Raw genomic sequence first — 16,466 nt, 5'->3', positions numbered from 1 at the left:
TGTCTCAGACGATGTGAACGCCCGATAATGTATTATCGATGCGCCAGTTCGGCGTCTTCTTCGCTATCGAGAATGGTTTTATCGGTCTGCTTCAGCCACTGGCTGGTCAGCGTACCCGCGGTCATTGAGCCGCTCACGTTCAGTGCGGTACGGCCCATATCAATCAACGGTTCGACGGAGATTAACAGCGCGACCAGCGTGACCGGTAAGCCCATGGCAGGCAGCACAATCAGCGCGGCGAAGGTCGCGCCGCCGCCAACGCCGGCAACACCCGCCGAACTTACGGTAACGATACCCACCAGCGTGGCTATCCATACGGGGTCTAAGGGGTTGATGCCGACCGTCGGCGCAACCATTACCGCTAACATTGCAGGATAAAGACCGGCACAACCGTTTTGGCCGATGGTCGCGCCAAAAGAGGCAGCAAAGCTGGCGATGGACTCCGGCACGCCCAGGCGGCGGGTTTGCGCTTCGACATTAAGTGGAATGGAGGCGGCGCTGGAGCGGCTGGTAAAGGCAAATGTCAGCACCGGCCACACCTTGCGGAAATATTTCAGCGGGCTAATCCCGTTCACGCCCAATAGTATGCCGTGAACCACAAACATTATCGCCAGACCAAGATATGACGCTACCACGAAGCTTCCAAGCTTAATAATGTCCTGCAGATTGGAGCCGGCAACCACTTTCGTCATCAGCGCCAGTACGCCATAAGGCGTAAGTTGCATCACCAGACGCACCAGCTTCATCACCCAGCTTTGCAGGGTATCGATAGCAACAAGCACACGCTCGCCTTTTGGCGCATCATCTTTCAGCAGTTTAAGCGCGGCCACGCCCAGGAATGCGGCGAAAATCACCACGCTGATAATAGACGTAGGATTGGCGCCAGTCAGATCCGCAAACGGATTTTTCGGTACAAAAGACAGCACCAGTTGCGGCACGCTGAGATCGGCCACTTTGCCGACATAGCTCGTCTCAATGGCATTCAGACGCGCGGTTTCCGCTCCGCCCTGAACCAGACCTTCCGCCGTCAGTCCGAACAGATTGGTGACCAGCACGCCCACCAGCGCTGCGATAAGGGTAGTAAACAGCAGCGTGCCGATAGTCAGAAAACTGATTTTCCCCAATTGAGAGGCGTTATGCAGTCGTGCCACGGCGCTTAAAATAGAGGCGAATACCAGCGGCATCACAATCATTTGTAGCAATTGCACATAACCGTTGCCGACAATATTGAACCACTGAATGGAGTCTTTTAACACCTGACTGTCAGCGCCATAAATGGTGTGCAGGGCCAGACCAAAGATCACGCCCATCACAAGGCCGACAAGCACTTTTTTAGCCAGACTCCACTGTTTATGACGGGCCTGCGCCAGTACAAACAGCAGAATGACGAACACCGCAATGTTCGCAATTAATGGAAAATTCATCCCCGTTCTCCTGATTTTTTTATTATGAAGCGCTGTGTTTTAGCGATTCTGTTCGCGCAAGATTAGCAGAACTGTGAGCTGGCTCTTATATTCAAATGGAATGGTTTATACCAAAAATGACTTTGGCGTTGATTTACTAATCAATCTGGTGATTTATAAAACGATTGAACTGCATTTGCAGGATGGTGATCATCTGCGAAGACCAGCGTATGACGTTGTTTTCCGGCATGGATTGCGGCATCCACACCGCCCAGGCAAACAACGCCATACATAAAAATCGCTCCAGTTGATTGCCCTTGCGCGGCGCCAGAATAGGCAGGCGGAAACGCCAGCGACACGGCCACAGTAAGGGAACGCCTGCGGGGGTAAGCATATCCGCGACGATATGGCTTAAATAGCCGAGTACCATGCCTTGCAGCGCATCCGCCGGGATAATCCACGTATCCGGAACCTTGAGATAAAAGGTCGCCAGTAGGGCAAAGACCGCCAGCAGACTATGGGTAAACCCCCGGTGACCGAATGCGCGGGCGATCGGTTTCGATACCCATTTCAGGCGCTGGCCAAGAAAAGATTTGGGGTGGTCGATATCCGGCAGCAGACAGGTCAAAATAGCCGAAGGAATAATATGCCACCAGTCGCCGTGCGCAAGGACGGGCGTTAACTCGGCATTCTTGGCGAAAACCGCGCTGGCTATAGAAAAAAGAAGGTGTCCTTCCGCCGTCATGATAAAACCCATCAAACTGTCAATTCATACAGTATAGGGTTTTTATACAGTAGGCGGAAGTGGTGACGTTGTAACTCTTTGTCTCTGTCAAAGCCGCTTGCCGTCTGGTTCAGCGGCTAATTGCCCGTTGACTTTGTTTCGGAAACATCTTAACCGAGTAGATGCGCCGCCGTCAGCTCTGTCAGTGAGTTAAGTTTGACATTCGCCAGCGCAAAGCGCGGATCATGCTGGTTTTCTTCTGCTGGCACCACAATGGCGCGCATTCGCGCCGCCTTTGCCGCGATTAAACCATTCACCGAATCTTCCAGCGCCACGCAGGTTAATGGATCAACGCCTAGTTTGGCCGCACAATCCAGATAGACCTGCGGGTGCGGTTTGCTGTAGGGCAATTTTTCCGCAGAAGCCAGCGCGTCAAAACTGTCGCGCAGTTCGAACATGGTGAGCACTTTTTCCAGCATATGCAGCGGCGATGCCGAGGCAAGCCCCACTAATAGCCCCTGCGCTTTACACAGCGCCACGGCCTCGCGCACACCCGGCAAAAGAGGGCGCGTCTCTTCGATAAGCGTAATCGCGCGGGCAATAACACGGTTTGTCACTTCCTGGCGATCGGGGCCGTTCCACGGTTGCTGCGCAAACCAGAGATCGACAACCATATCAATGCGTAGCCCAAGCGTGTCTGGCAGTTCATGGCGCCGAGTAATATCTACGCCTAAACTTGCCATCACGTCCAGTTCAGCGCGATCCCAGAGCGGTTCGGAATCGATCAGTAGTCCATCCATATCGAAAATTGCAGCAAGAATTTGACGTGGGGTTGACATCACAACCTCTCCTGTTGAGATTAAAAAATAACGAATTAAGCGTTCATTATGACCATGTTCTTAGTATATCGCCCTTAAAGATCAGGCGAAAACGGGAATCAACAGGTAGACTTAGGCCAAAACGACGCGTCTTTATCAAGGGGAACTCATGACGTATCAACAAGCTGGACGCATTGCAATCCTAAAAAGAGTTGTTGGGTGGGTTATTTTTATTCCGGCACTGCTTTCCACGCTCATCTCAGTCCTTAAATTTATGTATGCGCACAGTGAAAAGCAGGAGGGGATAAATGCGGTAATGCTGGATTTTACCCACGTAATGATAGACATGATGCGCGTGAATACGCCGTTTCTGAATGTTTTTTGGTACAACTCGCCGACGCCGAATTTTCAGGGAAGCCTGAATATCGGTTTCTGGCTCATTTTTATTCTGATTTTTGTCGGGCTGGCGATGCAGGATTCCGGCGCCAGAATGAGCCGCCAGTCACGTTTTTTACGTGAAGGCGTGGAAGATCAGTTGATCCTGGAAAAAGCAAAAGGCGCGGAAGGGCTAACGCGTGAGCAGATAGAGTCACGTATCGTGGTGCCGCACCATACCATCTTTTTACAGTTTTTCCCGCTCTATATTTTGCCGGTCATTATTATCGTGCTCGGCTACTTTTTCTTTTCCTTGTTAGGCTTCATGTAAACTGAAAAATGCCGGATAGCCCGTATCCGGCATGGGCTGTACCTATACCGCAAGCAGCCGATCCATCGCTTTTTGCGCAGTAGCCAGGTGCTGACCGCCAAACAGCCTTGCCCGATTAAGCAGGGTGTAGAGCTGGTAAATCGGCTGCCTGTCGAGAAAATCCAGCGGTAGCGGCGAAACGGACTGATAGCCATCATAAATCTGCGGTGGCTGATCGGTATGCAGCGGTAGCATCGCCAGATCGCATTCTCTGTCGCCCCAATAGCAGGCTGGATCGAAGATATAGGGGCCGTCAGGGCCAAGCGCGCAGTTCGCCGACCATAGATCGCCATGCAAAAGAGAAGGCTGCGGTTGATGCGACGCCAGATGTTGCTGAACATGTTCAACAATGGCGTCAATATTACCAAAGGTAATGCCTTTTTCCGCGGCGAGTTCAAGTTGCCAGCCAATGCGCTGTTCGGCGAAAAAAGTCGACCAACGGCGTTGCCAGGTATTCGGCTGCGGCGTGGTAGAGAGCGCGTTGTCAAAATCGAGGCCGAATTGAGGTTGATCGCTCCATTGGTGCAGGCGCGCCAGCTGTTGTCCAAGAATAAACGCATTATGAGCATCCAGCGGGCGGGGCGAGAGGTAGTCCATGACTAAAAAGCTGTAATCCCGATCCGAACCTACCGCCCATACCTTAGGCACAACAACGGTTTTACTGCGGGAGAGCAGCTCCAGCTGATCGGCTTCAGCGGTAAAACCGCGAAGCATTTCTCGTTCATCGCACTTTACGAAAAAATCATGGCCTGCATAACGTAAATGCCATGCGGCATGAACTTCTCCGCCTGGCAGTTCATTACGCAGTTCGATTTCGCCTTCACCGACTTGCTCGCTTAAAAGACGACTGATAGCTTGCCACATAATGTCTCTCCCCACGTTGTCTGCCAGATCATAAGGTTAGCGCAAAAATGCGGTTGAAAAATACGAACTAACGCACATCGCGGACGCGCCGCGGCGGGAATGGCACTTATTGTGCGTTTTTACTCCACGCCTCCCAGGTCGCCACGGTAATGTCGACATCCTTATCTAACGCGCTTTTCGCAAGTCCGGCGACAAGCGCTTTGATTTCATCAGCGCTCTGAGCGCTAACAAAGCCAAACGTATTGGTACCGAGCTCATGCACATTCCCTTCATCGTCCGTTAATGTCAGCAAAAAACCGCTGCGCGTCAGATGATTATTGAGTTCGTTAATCTCGGTCAGGGAATCTTCATGGAAGGTTACGGTAATAACATAACGGGTAATATCGCCACTGGCCATCGTTCACCTCGTTGGGAGCAACTGTGTTTTTAACAGCGGCGGATGCGCCGCCCGTTAACCGATTTTCCGGTATCCCCCTCGCCGAGGGGGATACGATTATTGCGCGGAAAGATAGGCGTATATTTTTTGGGTATCGTCACGAGAACACAGACGCGTACCTTGATTGAGCGTAGCAGCGCTGCCTGCCGCCACACCGAAGCGCACCATCTCTTCCAGCGACGCGTCTTGCGCCAGTTTTAACGTCATCGCGCCCACCATACTGTCGCCTGCGCCAACAGTACTTTGACTTTTCACCGGGGGAGGAACAACCTGGATGCAATTCTCACTGTCTATGCCCAGCGCCCCTTGCGGCCCCAGAGAGACCACTACCCGGCGAGCCTTGCCGCTTTGCACTAATTCCTGGGCCGCTTTACGCACATCATCAGGCTGCGTCAGATCGCGATTAACCAACGCGCTCAATTCTTTCAGGTTAGGTTTCACCAGTTCGATATCGCCAAGCGCCAACGCAGCGGTGAGCGCGTCGCCAGAGCTATCAATAATGCAGCGAATGCCTTGCTTCTGCGCGGCGGAAATCAGTTGCGTGAGTTTCTCGACCTTAACGCCGGGTGGAAGGCTGCCGCTGATAACCAGAATTGCCCCGGATTCAATTTCCAGTACCTGTTCTTCAAGCTGGCGAAATTCGTCATCGTCCAGCGTGGCACCGGGCATAACAAAACGATATTGTTCGCCGCTGGACTCGACGTGGACGTGCAGGTTCTGACGCGTCCAGTCTTTCGCATCGACGGTAGACACGGGGACATTTTCGTCAGCCAGTAGTGCGACCAGATGTTCGCCGGTAGCGCCGCCAGCCGGGAAAATTGCGGTCGCGGCGCCGCCAAGATGCGCAATGGCGCGAGCGACATTAATACCCCCGCCGCCGGGTTCGAATACCGGCGCGGAGCACCGCAGTTTACCTTCGGGATAAATTTGCGGCGTGATTGTTGCGCTATCGAGAGAGGGCGCAAGCGTCAACGTATAGATACGTACCATCGTTACCTCCTGTTAGGCTGATTTCAGTCTGGCACTTAATCCCCGGAAAGTGAAGGAATTAACAATATGATTTTCCGGATCTTTATTTAAAGAAGTACGATGTAAAGTTATATAAATAAATGAATGCTTCGGGAGGGTTCTTATTCAAAAAATGAAATAGTAATTGATTGCTATGTTATTCGGGGCTTCTTATAATTCGCTACCTTTCCAGGGGCGTTTGTCATTGATCCCTATGAAAGTTTCCGGGACCGTCGTGGTCTCTTTTTTAGTTGTACGGACTCTATATAAATGAAGCTTTTGAAGGCAGTACCCGCTGTAGTTATGCTGGCGGGTGGCGTGTTCGCGTCTCTGTATGCCGCCGCCGATGATTCCGTTTTTACTGTCATGGATGATCCCTCTACCGCGAAAAAACCTTTTGAAGGTAATCTGAATGCGGGCTACCTTGCTCAGTCAGGCAATACTAAAAGTTCTTCCTTAACGGCTGACACAGCGATGACCTGGTATGGACAACGTACCGCCTGGTCATTATGGGGCAATGCCAGCAATACCTCCTCTAATGATGAACGCTCTTCAGAAAAATATGCGGTAGGCGCGCGTAACCGTTTTAATATGACGGATTATGATTATACCTTTGGCCAGGCCAGTTGGCTGACAGACCGTTTCAACGGTTATCGTCAGCGCGACGTACTGACCGCCGGTTACGGGCGGCAGTTCCTTAATGGTCCAGTGCACAGCTTCCGTTTTGAATTCGGTCCAGGGGTTCGCTATGACGAACATACGGACGATACCACTGAAACGCAGCCGTTGGGTTATGCTTCCGGCAGCTATGCCTGGCAGTTAACTGACAATGCTAAGTTTACACAGGGGGTGTCAGTATTTGGCGCAGAAGACACCACACTAAATTCGGAAACAGCCCTCAATGTCGCCATTAACGAACATTTTGGTCTAAAGGTGGGGTATAATTTAACGTGGAACTCGCAGCCGCCTGAATCAGCGCCTGAACATACCGATCGCCGCACTACGGTAACGCTGGGCTATAAGATGTAATATTGCGCCGGGTTACGTTACGTAACCCGGTTATTCCGTGGTGACGCCTCAGAAGAAGAAGGTGATGTCGCCGTTGATATAAGAATAGTCGTCTCCGGTGCGAAATTCCGACGTGACTTTGTTTAAAGAAAGAGAAAATGCGACGGGAGAATAGCCGATGGTGGCACCGACGCGATATTCATCCACGGTTTTATTAATATCCACCGTTTCCATTTTTGTTTGCAGCGTTTTCCCCTGTAACGTGTAGTTTTTATCAACTTCCCTGCGCTCAACGCCAGCAAATACTTTATAGATCAATCCCTCTTTTTGAGTGTGTATTAACCCTCGGCGGGACAGTAACCCAAACCCATTATCAGAGTTGAAGGTCTTATCATTTCCCAGCGCAACGGTTGCGCCGTACCCCAAATACTGGAAGAGATTGCCGCCGACAGCAGAGACTTCTGGATAGAAGCCCACATTGACACCTAGAATATCAATAGCTGGCGTAAGGGACACCATTCCTTTTGCCGTGTAACCATAACGGTTTTCAATTTGATCCTGCCAGGCAGGGTATTTTTCTGCGCCTATTATTCGATGCGCCCGATTCTGAACCTCCTGACCGCCTGCGTCAGGACCAATAACGCCAATATCGGTACCTAAACGATAACGTAACCAATTGGTGGCTAATGAATTCCACTCCAGTCCGGTATGAAGAAAGGCGCTGAACGCGCGGTCGCCTTTGACGGCTTCAGACTTTCTCTTATTGGCGCCTGATGGAGAATAAATATCTTGCGCGATATGAAAAGAGAGTTGACTGGCGTCAGTGAGATCGTGGCTGTAGCCTAAAAAGAGCCCGGCAGTATAATCACCCCGGTCTGCAGCCTTGTGCCCATAAAGGGCATTTAAGGATGGTTGAAATATACCTGCATCATCATTCGCCACTGAAATAGCAAGGCTACTGGCATTGGCCATTGTGGTCGTACTGAGTATGGCGGCAATCATCGTTGCGCAATAGCTGTATTTGTTCACTTTTTACCCCTGAATATGAAAGTGAATACTCTTATCTTTACAAAGTAATAAGCACAGCAGCATGATGCGCAGTGCTTATTAAACCTTTAAATATAACTAAACTCCTGCCAGCAGCGAGTCATTGAGAGGATACGTTGCCTTAATGTTGAAAAATGGTGTTGAAAAACATGCGCCAGATATTATTGAATATCCATTTTTCATTCGCTATCTGAGTGCGAGAAATTATTGGCTTCACGATTATGCATATAATACGATGTTTTTTGGTATCAATATGAATATCACGTTGTGTTCTTTTGAGCTCATTTTCTATGATGGCTTCGATGTTTATCTGTTATTAATTTTTACCGTGATAGTGTTGTCTTTAATGATGAGAGTATCTAACGGCTGTCAGGGTAATATAACCAAATTATTACTATCTGAATTATTAGGGCAGTTATTATTAAGGAAGCAAAAGTGAATAAGACCATTAATCTGCTAAAATTACTGCCCGTAGTATTATTAAGCGCATGTACTACATCGTATCCTCCCCAGGATACAACATCGGCACCCGAGTTACCCCATCGTAACGTACTCGTTCAGCAACCTGATAACTGTAGCGTTGGCTGTCCTCAAGGAGGAAGTCAACAAACAATCTATCGCCATGTCTATACGCTCAATAATAATAGCGCCACGAAATTTGCCAACTGGGTTGCCTATAGCGTGACAAAGACCAGCCAGGCAAGCGGTCGCCCGCGGAACTGGGCGCAGGACCCCGATTTACCGCCCTCGGATACGTTGGCCCCTTCGGCCTATAAAAATGCCCATACGCTATTAAAAGTCGACAGGGGACACCAGGCGCCGTTGGCAGGATTGGGCGGCGTTTCGGACTGGCCGTCGTTAAATTATTTATCGAATATTACGCCGCAGAAATCCGCCCTGAACCAGGGAGCATGGGCTGCACTGGAAAACCGGGTGCGCGAACTTGCCAAACAGGCTGATGTATCTGTAGTGCACGTAGTGACCGGCCCCCTTTTTGAGCGGCATATCGCCACATTGCCAGAAGATGCGACGGTAGAAATTCCCAGCGGGTACTGGAAGGTTTTATTCACCGGAACGGCGCCGTCAAAAAGTGAAGGAAATTACGCTGCGTTTATTATGGATCAGAATACGCCCCGTTCGGCGAATTTTTGCGACTATCAGGTTACCGTGGAGGCTATCGAACATAAAACGAAGCCAGTGCTGACGCTGTGGTCTGCCTTGCCTGAAGCGGTAGCCAGCGAGGTGAAAACAACAAAGGGGAGTCTGGCGCAGAGGTTAGGTTGTCGATGAGAAGCGCTATACAGCGCGTGGAAAGATAACGGAGAAACTCTGTCAAGGGCCTTGATTTGCTACAGAGTGATGCAATCTCCCTTTTTTTAGTGTTACCATCGTCATGCCGGACGAAAATAGCGATTTTCGTCTGTGTCGAAGGTTGTGCGCCAATTTAGCAATGGTTGGCTAGATGGATACACAACTCACTGTCAATAAATTCATTTTCTCTTTGTATGTGATCTTGCGTATGGGTCACCACTGCAAATAAGGATATTACATGCCTGTTATTACTCTTCCTGATGGCAGCCAACGCCATTATGACCACCCTGTAAGCCCGATGGATGTTGCTCTGGACATTGGTCCTGGCCTGGCGAAAGCCACCATTGCGGGCCGTGTGAATGGCGAGCTGGTTGATGCTTCCGATCTGATTGAAAATGATGCGACGCTTGCCATCATCACCGCAAAAGATGAAGAGGGTCTGGAGATCATTCGTCACTCTTGCGCGCATCTGTTAGGTCACGCTATCAAGCAACTTTGGCCGCACACGAAAATGGCGATCGGCCCGGTTGTCGACAACGGTTTTTACTATGACGTTGATCTTGACCGCACGCTAACTCAGGAAGATGTCGAAGCGCTCGAAAAGCGGATGCATGAGCTCGCCGAGAAAAATTACGACGTTATCAAGAAGAAAGTCAGCTGGCACGAAGCGCGTGAAACCTTCGTGAAGCGTGGTGAAAGCTACAAAGTCGCTATTCTTGATGAAAATATCGCCCATGATGATAAGCCAGGCTTGTACCATCATGAAGAATATGTCGACATGTGTCGTGGTCCGCACGTGCCGAATATGCGTTTCTGCCATCACTTTAAACTAATGAAAACTGCCGGCGCATACTGGCGCGGTGACAGCAATAATAAGATGCTGCAGCGTATTTACGGTACGGCATGGGCAGATAAAAAAGCTCTGAACGCTTATCTGCAGCGCCTGGAAGAGGCCGCAAAACGCGACCATCGTAAAATTGGTAAGCAGCTCGACCTGTATCATATGCAGGAAGAAGCGCCGGGCATGGTGTTCTGGCATAACGACGGCTGGACTATCTTCCGCGAGCTGGAGGTCTTTGTTCGTTCTAAACTCAAAGAGTACCAGTATCAAGAAGTTAAAGGCCCGTTCATGATGGACCGTGTGCTGTGGGAAAAAACCGGGCACTGGGACAACTATAAAGATGCGATGTTCACCACGTCCTCAGAAAACCGCGAATATTGCATCAAGCCGATGAACTGCCCGGGCCACGTTCAGATCTTTAACCAGGGTCTGAAATCCTATCGTGATTTGCCGCTGCGTATGGCGGAATTCGGTAGCTGCCACCGTAACGAGCCATCAGGCGCGCTGCATGGTCTGATGCGCGTACGCGGCTTTACGCAGGATGATGCGCATATCTTCTGCACCGAAGAGCAGATCCGCGATGAAGTTAACGCTTGTATTCGTATGGTCTACGATATGTACAGCACCTTTGGCTTCGAGAAGATCGTCGTCAAGCTTTCCACTCGTCCTGACAAGCGTATCGGCAGCGATGAGATGTGGGATCGTGCTGAGGCGGATCTGGCAGTTGCGCTGGAAGAAAATAATATCCCGTTTGAGTATCAACTGGGTGAAGGCGCATTCTACGGTCCGAAAATTGAATTTACCTTATATGACTGCCTCGATCGTGCATGGCAGTGCGGTACAGTACAGCTGGACTTCTCCTTACCGTCTCGTCTGAGCGCCTCCTATGTAGGCGAAGACAACGAGCGTAAGGTGCCGGTAATGATTCACCGTGCGATTCTTGGGTCGATGGAACGCTTCATCGGTATCCTGACCGAAGAGTTCGCTGGTTTCTTCCCGACATGGCTCGCGCCTGTTCAGGTAGTCGTGATGAATATTACCGATTCGCAGTCTGAATACGTTAACGAATTGACGCAGAAACTACAAAATGCGGGCATTCGTGTAAAAGCAGACTTGAGAAATGAGAAGATTGGCTTTAAAATCCGCGAGCACACTTTACGTCGTGTCCCTTATATGTTGGTCTGTGGTGATAAAGAGGTGGAAGCAGGCAAAGTTGCCGTTCGCACCCGCCGCGGTAAAGACCTGGGCAGTCTGGACGTAAATGACGTGATTGAGAAGCTGCAACAAGAGATTCGCAGCCGCAGTCTTCAACAACTGGAGGAATAAAGTATTAAAGGCGGAAAACGAGTTCAAACGGCGCGTCCGAATCGTATTAATAGCGAAATTCGCGCGCAAGAAGTTCGCTTAACAGGTCTGGAAGGCGAGCAGCTTGGTATTGTGAGTCTGAGAGAAGCTCTGGAAAAAGCTGAAGAAGCCGGAGTAGACTTAGTCGAAATCAGCCCTAACGCCGAGCCGCCGGTTTGTCGTATAATGGATTACGGCAAATTCCTCTATGAAAAGAGTAAGTCTTCTAAGGAACAGAAGAAAAAGCAAAAAGTTATCCAGGTGAAGGAAATTAAATTCCGTCCTGGGACAGATGAAGGCGACTATCAGGTAAAACTCCGCAGCCTGATTCGCTTTCTCGAAGAGGGCGATAAGGCCAAAATCACGCTGCGTTTCCGCGGTCGTGAAATGGCCCACCAGCAAATCGGTATGGAAGTGCTTAATCGCGTGAAAGACGATTTGCAAGAACTGGCAGTGGTCGAATCCTTCCCAACGAAGATCGAAGGCCGTCAGATGATCATGGTGCTTGCTCCTAAGAAGAAACAGTAAGGCCTTCAAGTAACAATTCTGTGAAGCCTTCGGGCTTCACAGGTTTTGTTCGCCTATGTTTCGTTTATTAACAATGCGAAGTGGAAGTTATTAAAATGCCAAAAATTAAGACCGTACGCGGTGCTGCTAAGCGCTTCAAAAAAACCGGTAAAGGTGGTTTTAAGCACAAGCACGCTAACCTGCGTCACATTCTGACCAAAAAAGCGACTAAACGTAAACGTCACCTGCGTCCGAAAGCCATGGTTTCTAAAGGCGATCTGGGCCTGGTTATCGCGTGCCTGCCGTACGCATAAGCCGTTAACGTTTTTAACTTTTTAATTAGAATAGATACAGGAGAGCACATATGGCTCGCGTAAAACGTGGTGTAATTGCACGCGCACGTCACAAGAAAATTTTGAAACAAGCCAAAGGCTACTACGGTGCGCGTTCTCGCGTATACCGCGTTGCCTTCCAGGCAGTTATCAAAGCTGGTCAGTATGCTTACCGTGACCGTCGTCAACGTAAGCGTCAGTTCCGTCAACTGTGGATTGCGCGTATCAACGCAGCAGCACGTCAGAACGGTATTTCTTACAGCAAATTCATCAACGGCCTGAAAAAAGCCTCTGTTGAAATCGACCGTAAGATCCTGGCTGATATCGCCGTATTCGACAAAGTCGCGTTCACCGCGCTGGTTGAAAAAGCGAAAGCAGCTCTGGCATAAGCCAGTGAAAAGAGGGAGCCTGGCTCCCTCTCTTTTATTTACTGTTCAGTGAGTTGACAATTGACCTGTAACCCTTTTCAATAAAGGATATTCGGTTTTACCACATAAGGTAACGCAAGCATGAACGCTGCTATTTTCCGTTTCTTTTTTTACTTTAGCACCTGATCCCAGGAGGCTAGCGCGTGAAAAACGAAACGAAAAACAGCGCAAAAAAGCCTCCTGATGGAGGCTTTTTTTGTATCTGAAATCGAGAGATTACGTCCAATGAACCGGTGTCTTCACCGACACAATGAGGAAAACCATGTCACATCTCGCAGAGCTGGTTGCCAATGCAGCGGCCGCCATTAACCAGGCGTCAGATGTTGCCGCGTTAGACAATGTACGCGTCGAATATTTGGGCAAGAAAGGGCATTTAACCCTTCAGATGACTACCCTACGCGATCTGCCGCCGGAAGAGCGTCCGGCAGCCGGGGCAGTCATTAACGCCGCGAAAGAGCAGGTACAACAGGCGCTTAACGCACGTAAAGCCGAGCTGGAAAGCGCAGCGCTTAACGCCCGTCTGGCCGCTGAAACCATCGATATCTCCCTGCCGGGGCGCCGTATTGAGAACGGTGGTCTGCATCCGGTCACGCGTACCATTGACCGTATTGAAAGTTTCTTCGGCGAGCTTGGTTTTACCGTAGCGACTGGCCCGGAAATTGAAGATGACTACCATAACTTCGATGCGTTAAACATTCCGGGTCATCACCCGGCCCGCGCCGATCATGATACCTTCTGGTTTGACGCGACCCGTTTGCTGCGGACCCAGACGTCTGGCGTCCAGATCCGGACGATGAAAGCGCAGCAACCGCCGATCCGTATTATTGCGCCGGGCCGTGTATACCGTAATGACTACGACCAGACGCATACTCCGATGTTCCATCAGATGGAAGGTCTGATTGTTGATACCAACATCAGCTTCACCAACCTCAAAGGTACGCTGCACGACTTCCTGCGTAATTTCTTTGAGGAGGATCTGCAGATTCGCTTCCGTCCTTCTTATTTTCCGTTTACCGAACCTTCTGCGGAAGTGGATGTGATGGGTAAAAACGGCAAATGGCTGGAAGTGCTGGGCTGCGGGATGGTGCATCCGAATGTGCTGCGTAATGTCGGTATCGATCCGGAAATCTATTCTGGCTTCGCTTTTGGTATGGGGATGGAACGTCTGACCATGTTGCGTTATGGCGTCACCGACCTGCGTTCATTCTTCGAAAACGATCTGCGTTTCCTTAAACAGTTTAAATAAAGGCAGGATAAAACAATGAAATTCAGCGAACTGTGGTTACGCGAGTGGGTTAACCCGGCAATTGATAGCGATGCGTTGGCTAACCAGATTACGATGGCTGGCCTGGAAGTAGACGGCGTTGAGCCGGTCGCGGGAAGCTTCAATGGCGTTGTGGTTGGGGAAGTGGTTGAGTGCGCCCAGCATCCGAACGCTGACAAATTGCGTGTAACGAAAGTCAACGTTGGCGGAGAACGCCTGTTGGATATCGTCTGCGGCGCGCCAAACTGTCGTCAGGGGCTGAAAGTAGCGGTGGCCACCATTGGCGCTATTCTGCCGGGCGATTTCAAAATTAAAGCGGCGAAACTGCGCGGCGAACCGTCTGAAGGGATGCTGTGCTCCTTCTCCGAACTGGGGATTTCCGACGATCACAGCGGCATTATCGAACTGCCGGCGGATGCGCCGCTGGGTACCGATATCCGTGAATACCTGAAGCTCGACGACAATACCATCGAAATTAGCGTCACGCCGAACCGTGCGGATTGCTTAGGTATCATCGGCGTTGCGCGTGATGTGGCGGTACTGAACAAAGCGCCGCTCCAGGAGCCTGAAATGGCGCCGGTTACGGCAACCATCAGCGATACGCTGCCGATTACAGTAGAGGCCGCTGATGCGTGTCCACGCTATCTTGGCCGGGTGGTAAAAGGTATCAATGTTAACGCGCCGACGCCGCTGTGGATGAAAGAGAAACTGCGTCGCTGCGGTATTCGCTCCATCGATGCGGTGGTTGACGTCACGAACTATGTGCTGCTCGAACTGGGTCAGCCAATGCATGCTTTCGATAAAGATCGCATTGATGGCGGTATTGTCGTGCGGATGGCAAAAGAGGGTGAAACCGTCGTCCTGCTGGACGGTAGCGAAGCGACGTTAAATGCGGACACGCTGGTGATCGCCGATCACCATAAGGCGCTGGGGATAGCCGGTATTTTTGGCGGCGAACATTCCGGCGTGAACGGCGAAACGCAAAATGTGCTGCTGGAGTGTGCGTACTTTAATCCGCTGTCTATCACCGGTCGCGCTCGCCGCCACGGTCTGCATACCGATGCGTCTCACCGCTACGAGCGCGGGGTGGACCCGGCGCTGCAATATAAAGCGATAGAGCGCGCTACTCGTCTGCTTCTTGATATCTGTGGCGGTGATGCGGGTCCGATAATTGATGTGAGCAACGAAGCAACGTTGCCGAAACGCGCCACCATTACTCTGCGTCGCAGTAAACTGGATCGCCTGATCGGGCATCATATTGCGGATGAGCAGGTCAGTGATATTCTGCGTCGTCTGGGCTGTGAAGTGACCGAAGGGCAGGACGAGTGGAAAGCCGTGGCGCCGACCTGGCGTTTCGATATGGAGATTGAAGAAGATCTGGTGGAAGAGGTGGCCCGCGTTTACGGCTATAACAATATTCCGGACGAGCCAATCCAGGCCGGTTTAATCATGGGAACGCACCGTGAAGCCGATCTGTCGTTGAAGCGGGTTAAAACCATGCTGAACGACAAAGGCTATCAGGAAGTGATTACCTATAGCTTTGTCGATCCTAAAGTACAACAGCTCATCCATCCAGGCGCAGAAGCGCTGCTGCTGCCAAACCCTATCTCTGTTGAGATGTCGGCGATGCGTCTGTCTCTGTGGAGCGGATTGTTGGCGACGGTGGTCTATAACCAAAACCGTCAGCAGAATCGCGTGCGTATTTTTGAAACCGGTTTACGTTTCGTTCCGGATACACAAGCCAATCTGGGTATTCGACAGGATCTGATGCTGGCTGGCGTGATTTGCGGTAACCGCTATGATGAGCACTGGAACCTGGCAAAAGAGACCGTTGATTTCTATGATTTGAAAGGCGATCTGGAAGCAGTATTGGATTTAACCGGCAAACTGGGTGATATCCAGTTTAAGGCGGAGATGAATCCGGCTCTGCATCCGGGACAGTCTGCGGCGATTTATCTGAAAGATGAACGTATTGGTTTTATTGGGGTTGTTCACCCTGAACTGGAACGTAAACTGGATCTGAATGGTCGTACGCTGGTGTTTGAACTGGAATGGAATAAGCTCGCAGACCGTATCGTGCCGCAGGCGCGGGAGATTTCACGCTTCCCGGCCAACCGTCGCGATATTGCGGTTGTTGTTGCAGAAAACGTTCCCGCAGCGGATATTTTATCCGAATGTAAGAAAGTTGGCGTAAATCAGGTAGTTGGCGTAAACTTATTTGACGTGTACCGCGGTAAGGGTGTTGCGGAGGGTTATAAGAGCCTCGCTATCAGCCTGATCCTTCAGGATACCAACCGTACACTCGAAGAAGAGGAGATTGCCGCTACCGTCGCCAAATGTGTAGAGGCATTAAAAGAGCGATTCCAGGCATCATTGAGGGATTGAA

General features: G+C 50.6%; 18 protein-coding genes and 1 other annotated feature. Of the genes, 11 read left to right on the top strand and 7 right to left on the bottom strand.

Translation table 11 applies throughout. The features are described 5' to 3' along the window. Window positions 1-32: 32 nt before the first annotated feature. The 3 genes from tcyP to hxpB all read right to left on the bottom strand — a co-directional run bounded on the left by tcyP (window position 33) and on the right by hxpB (window position 2,966). Window positions 33-1,424, bottom strand: a complete 1,392-nt coding sequence (gene tcyP, locus ABVM99_RS02275) for a cystine/sulfocysteine:cation symporter (RefSeq protein WP_001010654.1) — start codon at window positions 1,422-1,424, stop codon at window positions 33-35. 136 nt (window positions 1,425-1,560) lie between these two features. Next, on the bottom strand, window positions 1,561-2,160 hold the full coding sequence (locus tag ABVM99_RS02270; protein ID WP_000505804.1) for a metal-dependent hydrolase: 600 nt from the start codon (window positions 2,158-2,160) through the stop codon (window positions 1,561-1,563). Between the two features lie 137 nt (window positions 2,161-2,297). Then, the gene (hxpB, locus tag ABVM99_RS02265) at window positions 2,298-2,966 is read right to left on the bottom strand and encodes a hexitol phosphatase HxpB (protein WP_000106847.1); all 669 of its coding nucleotides are present in this window, start codon (window positions 2,964-2,966) and stop codon (window positions 2,298-2,300) included. A gap of 148 nt (window positions 2,967-3,114) precedes the next feature. Here hxpB and ABVM99_RS02260 point away from each other — a divergent pair, with 148 nt between their 5' ends. Continuing rightward, window positions 3,115-3,651, top strand: coding sequence for a YniB family protein (locus ABVM99_RS02260; RefSeq protein ID WP_000222158.1), 537 nt, complete (start codon window positions 3,115-3,117; stop codon window positions 3,649-3,651). 42 nt (window positions 3,652-3,693) lie between these two features. Here the strand turns inward: ABVM99_RS02260 and ABVM99_RS02255 are convergent, their stop codons facing one another. The 3 genes from ABVM99_RS02255 to pfkB all read right to left on the bottom strand — a co-directional run bounded on the left by ABVM99_RS02255 (window position 3,694) and on the right by pfkB (window position 5,980). Next, window positions 3,694-4,554 (bottom strand): fructosamine kinase family protein, encoded by an 861-nt coding sequence (locus tag ABVM99_RS02255; RefSeq protein ID WP_001649733.1) that lies wholly within the window; start codon window positions 4,552-4,554, stop codon window positions 3,694-3,696. Window positions 4,555-4,660: 106 nt separating this feature from the next. Further along, window positions 4,661-4,951 (bottom strand): type V toxin-antitoxin system endoribonuclease antitoxin GhoS, encoded by a 291-nt coding sequence (gene ghoS, locus ABVM99_RS02250; protein WP_000146133.1) that lies wholly within the window; start codon window positions 4,949-4,951, stop codon window positions 4,661-4,663. Window positions 4,952-5,047: 96 nt separating this feature from the next. Then, window positions 5,048-5,980, bottom strand: a complete 933-nt coding sequence (gene pfkB, locus ABVM99_RS02245; RefSeq protein WP_000251697.1) for a 6-phosphofructokinase II — start codon at window positions 5,978-5,980, stop codon at window positions 5,048-5,050. Between the two features lie 288 nt (window positions 5,981-6,268). On the opposite strand from pfkB, the gene ABVM99_RS02240 reads away from it, so the two are divergent. Next, window positions 6,269-7,027, top strand: a complete 759-nt coding sequence (locus tag ABVM99_RS02240; RefSeq protein ID WP_000770981.1) for a YdiY family protein — start codon at window positions 6,269-6,271, stop codon at window positions 7,025-7,027. A 48-nt stretch (window positions 7,028-7,075) separates the two neighbouring features. Here ABVM99_RS02240 and ABVM99_RS02235 read toward each other — a convergent pair whose 3' ends face one another. After that, window positions 7,076-8,035: a lipid A deacylase LpxR family protein gene (locus ABVM99_RS02235; RefSeq protein ID WP_023195094.1), complete on the bottom strand. Its 960-nt coding sequence runs from the start codon at window positions 8,033-8,035 to the stop codon at window positions 7,076-7,078. A gap of 142 nt (window positions 8,036-8,177) precedes the next feature. Between ABVM99_RS02235 and ABVM99_RS02230 the strand changes: the two genes are divergently transcribed. The 9 genes from ABVM99_RS02230 to pheT all read left to right on the top strand — a co-directional run bounded on the left by ABVM99_RS02230 (window position 8,178) and on the right by pheT (window position 16,465). Continuing rightward, window positions 8,178-8,492 (top strand): hypothetical protein, encoded by a 315-nt coding sequence (locus ABVM99_RS02230; protein ID WP_023195093.1) that lies wholly within the window; start codon window positions 8,178-8,180, stop codon window positions 8,490-8,492. Next, window positions 8,489-9,343, top strand: coding sequence for a DNA/RNA non-specific endonuclease (locus ABVM99_RS02225; RefSeq protein WP_001044094.1), 855 nt, complete (start codon window positions 8,489-8,491; stop codon window positions 9,341-9,343). The genes ABVM99_RS02230 and ABVM99_RS02225 overlap by 4 nt, the downstream gene beginning before the upstream one ends. Window positions 9,344-9,602: 259 nt before the next feature. Continuing rightward, a complete protein-coding gene (thrS, locus tag ABVM99_RS02220; protein ID WP_023195092.1) occupies window positions 9,603-11,531 on the top strand; it encodes a threonine--tRNA ligase in 1,929 nt (642 codons plus the stop codon). Between the two features lie 3 nt (window positions 11,532-11,534). After that, window positions 11,535-12,077 carry a translation initiation factor IF-3 gene (gene infC, locus ABVM99_RS02215; protein WP_001574431.1) on the top strand — a complete coding sequence of 181 codons (543 nt, stop codon included), beginning with the start codon at window positions 11,535-11,537 and terminating at the stop codon, window positions 12,075-12,077. A 95-nt stretch (window positions 12,078-12,172) separates the two neighbouring features. Then, window positions 12,173-12,370, top strand: a complete 198-nt coding sequence (rpmI, locus tag ABVM99_RS02210; protein ID WP_001124225.1) for a 50S ribosomal protein L35 — start codon at window positions 12,173-12,175, stop codon at window positions 12,368-12,370. Between the two features lie 50 nt (window positions 12,371-12,420). Beyond that, window positions 12,421-12,777, top strand: coding sequence for a 50S ribosomal protein L20 (gene rplT / locus ABVM99_RS02205; protein WP_000124850.1), 357 nt, complete (start codon window positions 12,421-12,423; stop codon window positions 12,775-12,777). A gap of 115 nt (window positions 12,778-12,892) precedes the next feature. Beyond that, window positions 12,893-13,016: a sequence feature (Phe leader region), on the top strand. Continuing rightward, complete coding sequence (gene pheM / locus ABVM99_RS02200) at window positions 12,898-12,942, top strand: pheST operon leader peptide PheM (protein WP_001386830.1); 45 nt, start codon at window positions 12,898-12,900, stop codon at window positions 12,940-12,942. Its footprint overlaps the feature before it by 45 nt. A gap of 62 nt (window positions 13,017-13,078) precedes the next feature. Then, complete coding sequence (pheS, locus tag ABVM99_RS02195) at window positions 13,079-14,062, top strand: phenylalanine--tRNA ligase subunit alpha (protein WP_000018570.1); 984 nt, start codon at window positions 13,079-13,081, stop codon at window positions 14,060-14,062. 15 nt (window positions 14,063-14,077) lie between these two features. Continuing rightward, window positions 14,078-16,465, top strand: a complete 2,388-nt coding sequence (gene pheT, locus ABVM99_RS02190; RefSeq protein WP_000672402.1) for a phenylalanine--tRNA ligase subunit beta — start codon at window positions 14,078-14,080, stop codon at window positions 16,463-16,465. Window position 16,466: the final 1 nt, after the last annotated feature.

Origin of the sequence: Salmonella sp. SJTUF15591 (assembly GCF_043356435.1) — a bacterium.
Lineage (GTDB): Bacteria > Pseudomonadota > Gammaproteobacteria > Enterobacterales > Enterobacteriaceae > Salmonella > Salmonella enterica.
This window is presented reverse-complemented; position numbering and strand designations above follow the sequence as displayed.

Excerpts from the sequence above, each read along its gene's own strand:
- ABVM99_RS02230 (WP_023195093.1), top strand. The coding sequence starts at position 8,178 with ATGTTGAAAAATGGTGTTGAAAAACATGCGCCAGATATTATTGAATAT.
- pfkB (WP_000251697.1), bottom strand. The coding sequence starts at position 5,980 with ATGGTACGTATCTATACGTTGACGCTTGCGCCCTCTCTCGATAGCGCA.
- ABVM99_RS02240 (WP_000770981.1), top strand. The coding sequence starts at position 6,269 with ATGAAGCTTTTGAAGGCAGTACCCGCTGTAGTTATGCTGGCGGGTGGC.
- hxpB (WP_000106847.1), bottom strand. The coding sequence starts at position 2,966 with ATGTCAACCCCACGTCAAATTCTTGCTGCAATTTTCGATATGGATGGA.
- pheS (WP_000018570.1), top strand. The coding sequence starts at position 13,079 with ATGTCACATCTCGCAGAGCTGGTTGCCAATGCAGCGGCCGCCATTAAC.
- rplT (WP_000124850.1), top strand. The coding sequence starts at position 12,421 with ATGGCTCGCGTAAAACGTGGTGTAATTGCACGCGCACGTCACAAGAAA.
- tcyP (WP_001010654.1), bottom strand. The coding sequence starts at position 1,424 with ATGAATTTTCCATTAATTGCGAACATTGCGGTGTTCGTCATTCTGCTG.
- pheT (WP_000672402.1), top strand. The coding sequence starts at position 14,078 with ATGAAATTCAGCGAACTGTGGTTACGCGAGTGGGTTAACCCGGCAATT.
- ABVM99_RS02255 (WP_001649733.1), bottom strand. The coding sequence starts at position 4,554 with ATGTGGCAAGCTATCAGTCGTCTTTTAAGCGAGCAAGTCGGTGAAGGC.
- ABVM99_RS02260 (WP_000222158.1), top strand. The coding sequence starts at position 3,115 with ATGACGTATCAACAAGCTGGACGCATTGCAATCCTAAAAAGAGTTGTT.
- ABVM99_RS02270 (WP_000505804.1), bottom strand. The coding sequence starts at position 2,160 with ATGGGTTTTATCATGACGGCGGAAGGACACCTTCTTTTTTCTATAGCC.
- thrS (WP_023195092.1), top strand. The coding sequence starts at position 9,603 with ATGCCTGTTATTACTCTTCCTGATGGCAGCCAACGCCATTATGACCAC.
- rpmI (WP_001124225.1), top strand. The coding sequence starts at position 12,173 with ATGCCAAAAATTAAGACCGTACGCGGTGCTGCTAAGCGCTTCAAAAAA.
- ghoS (WP_000146133.1), bottom strand. The coding sequence starts at position 4,951 with ATGGCCAGTGGCGATATTACCCGTTATGTTATTACCGTAACCTTCCAT.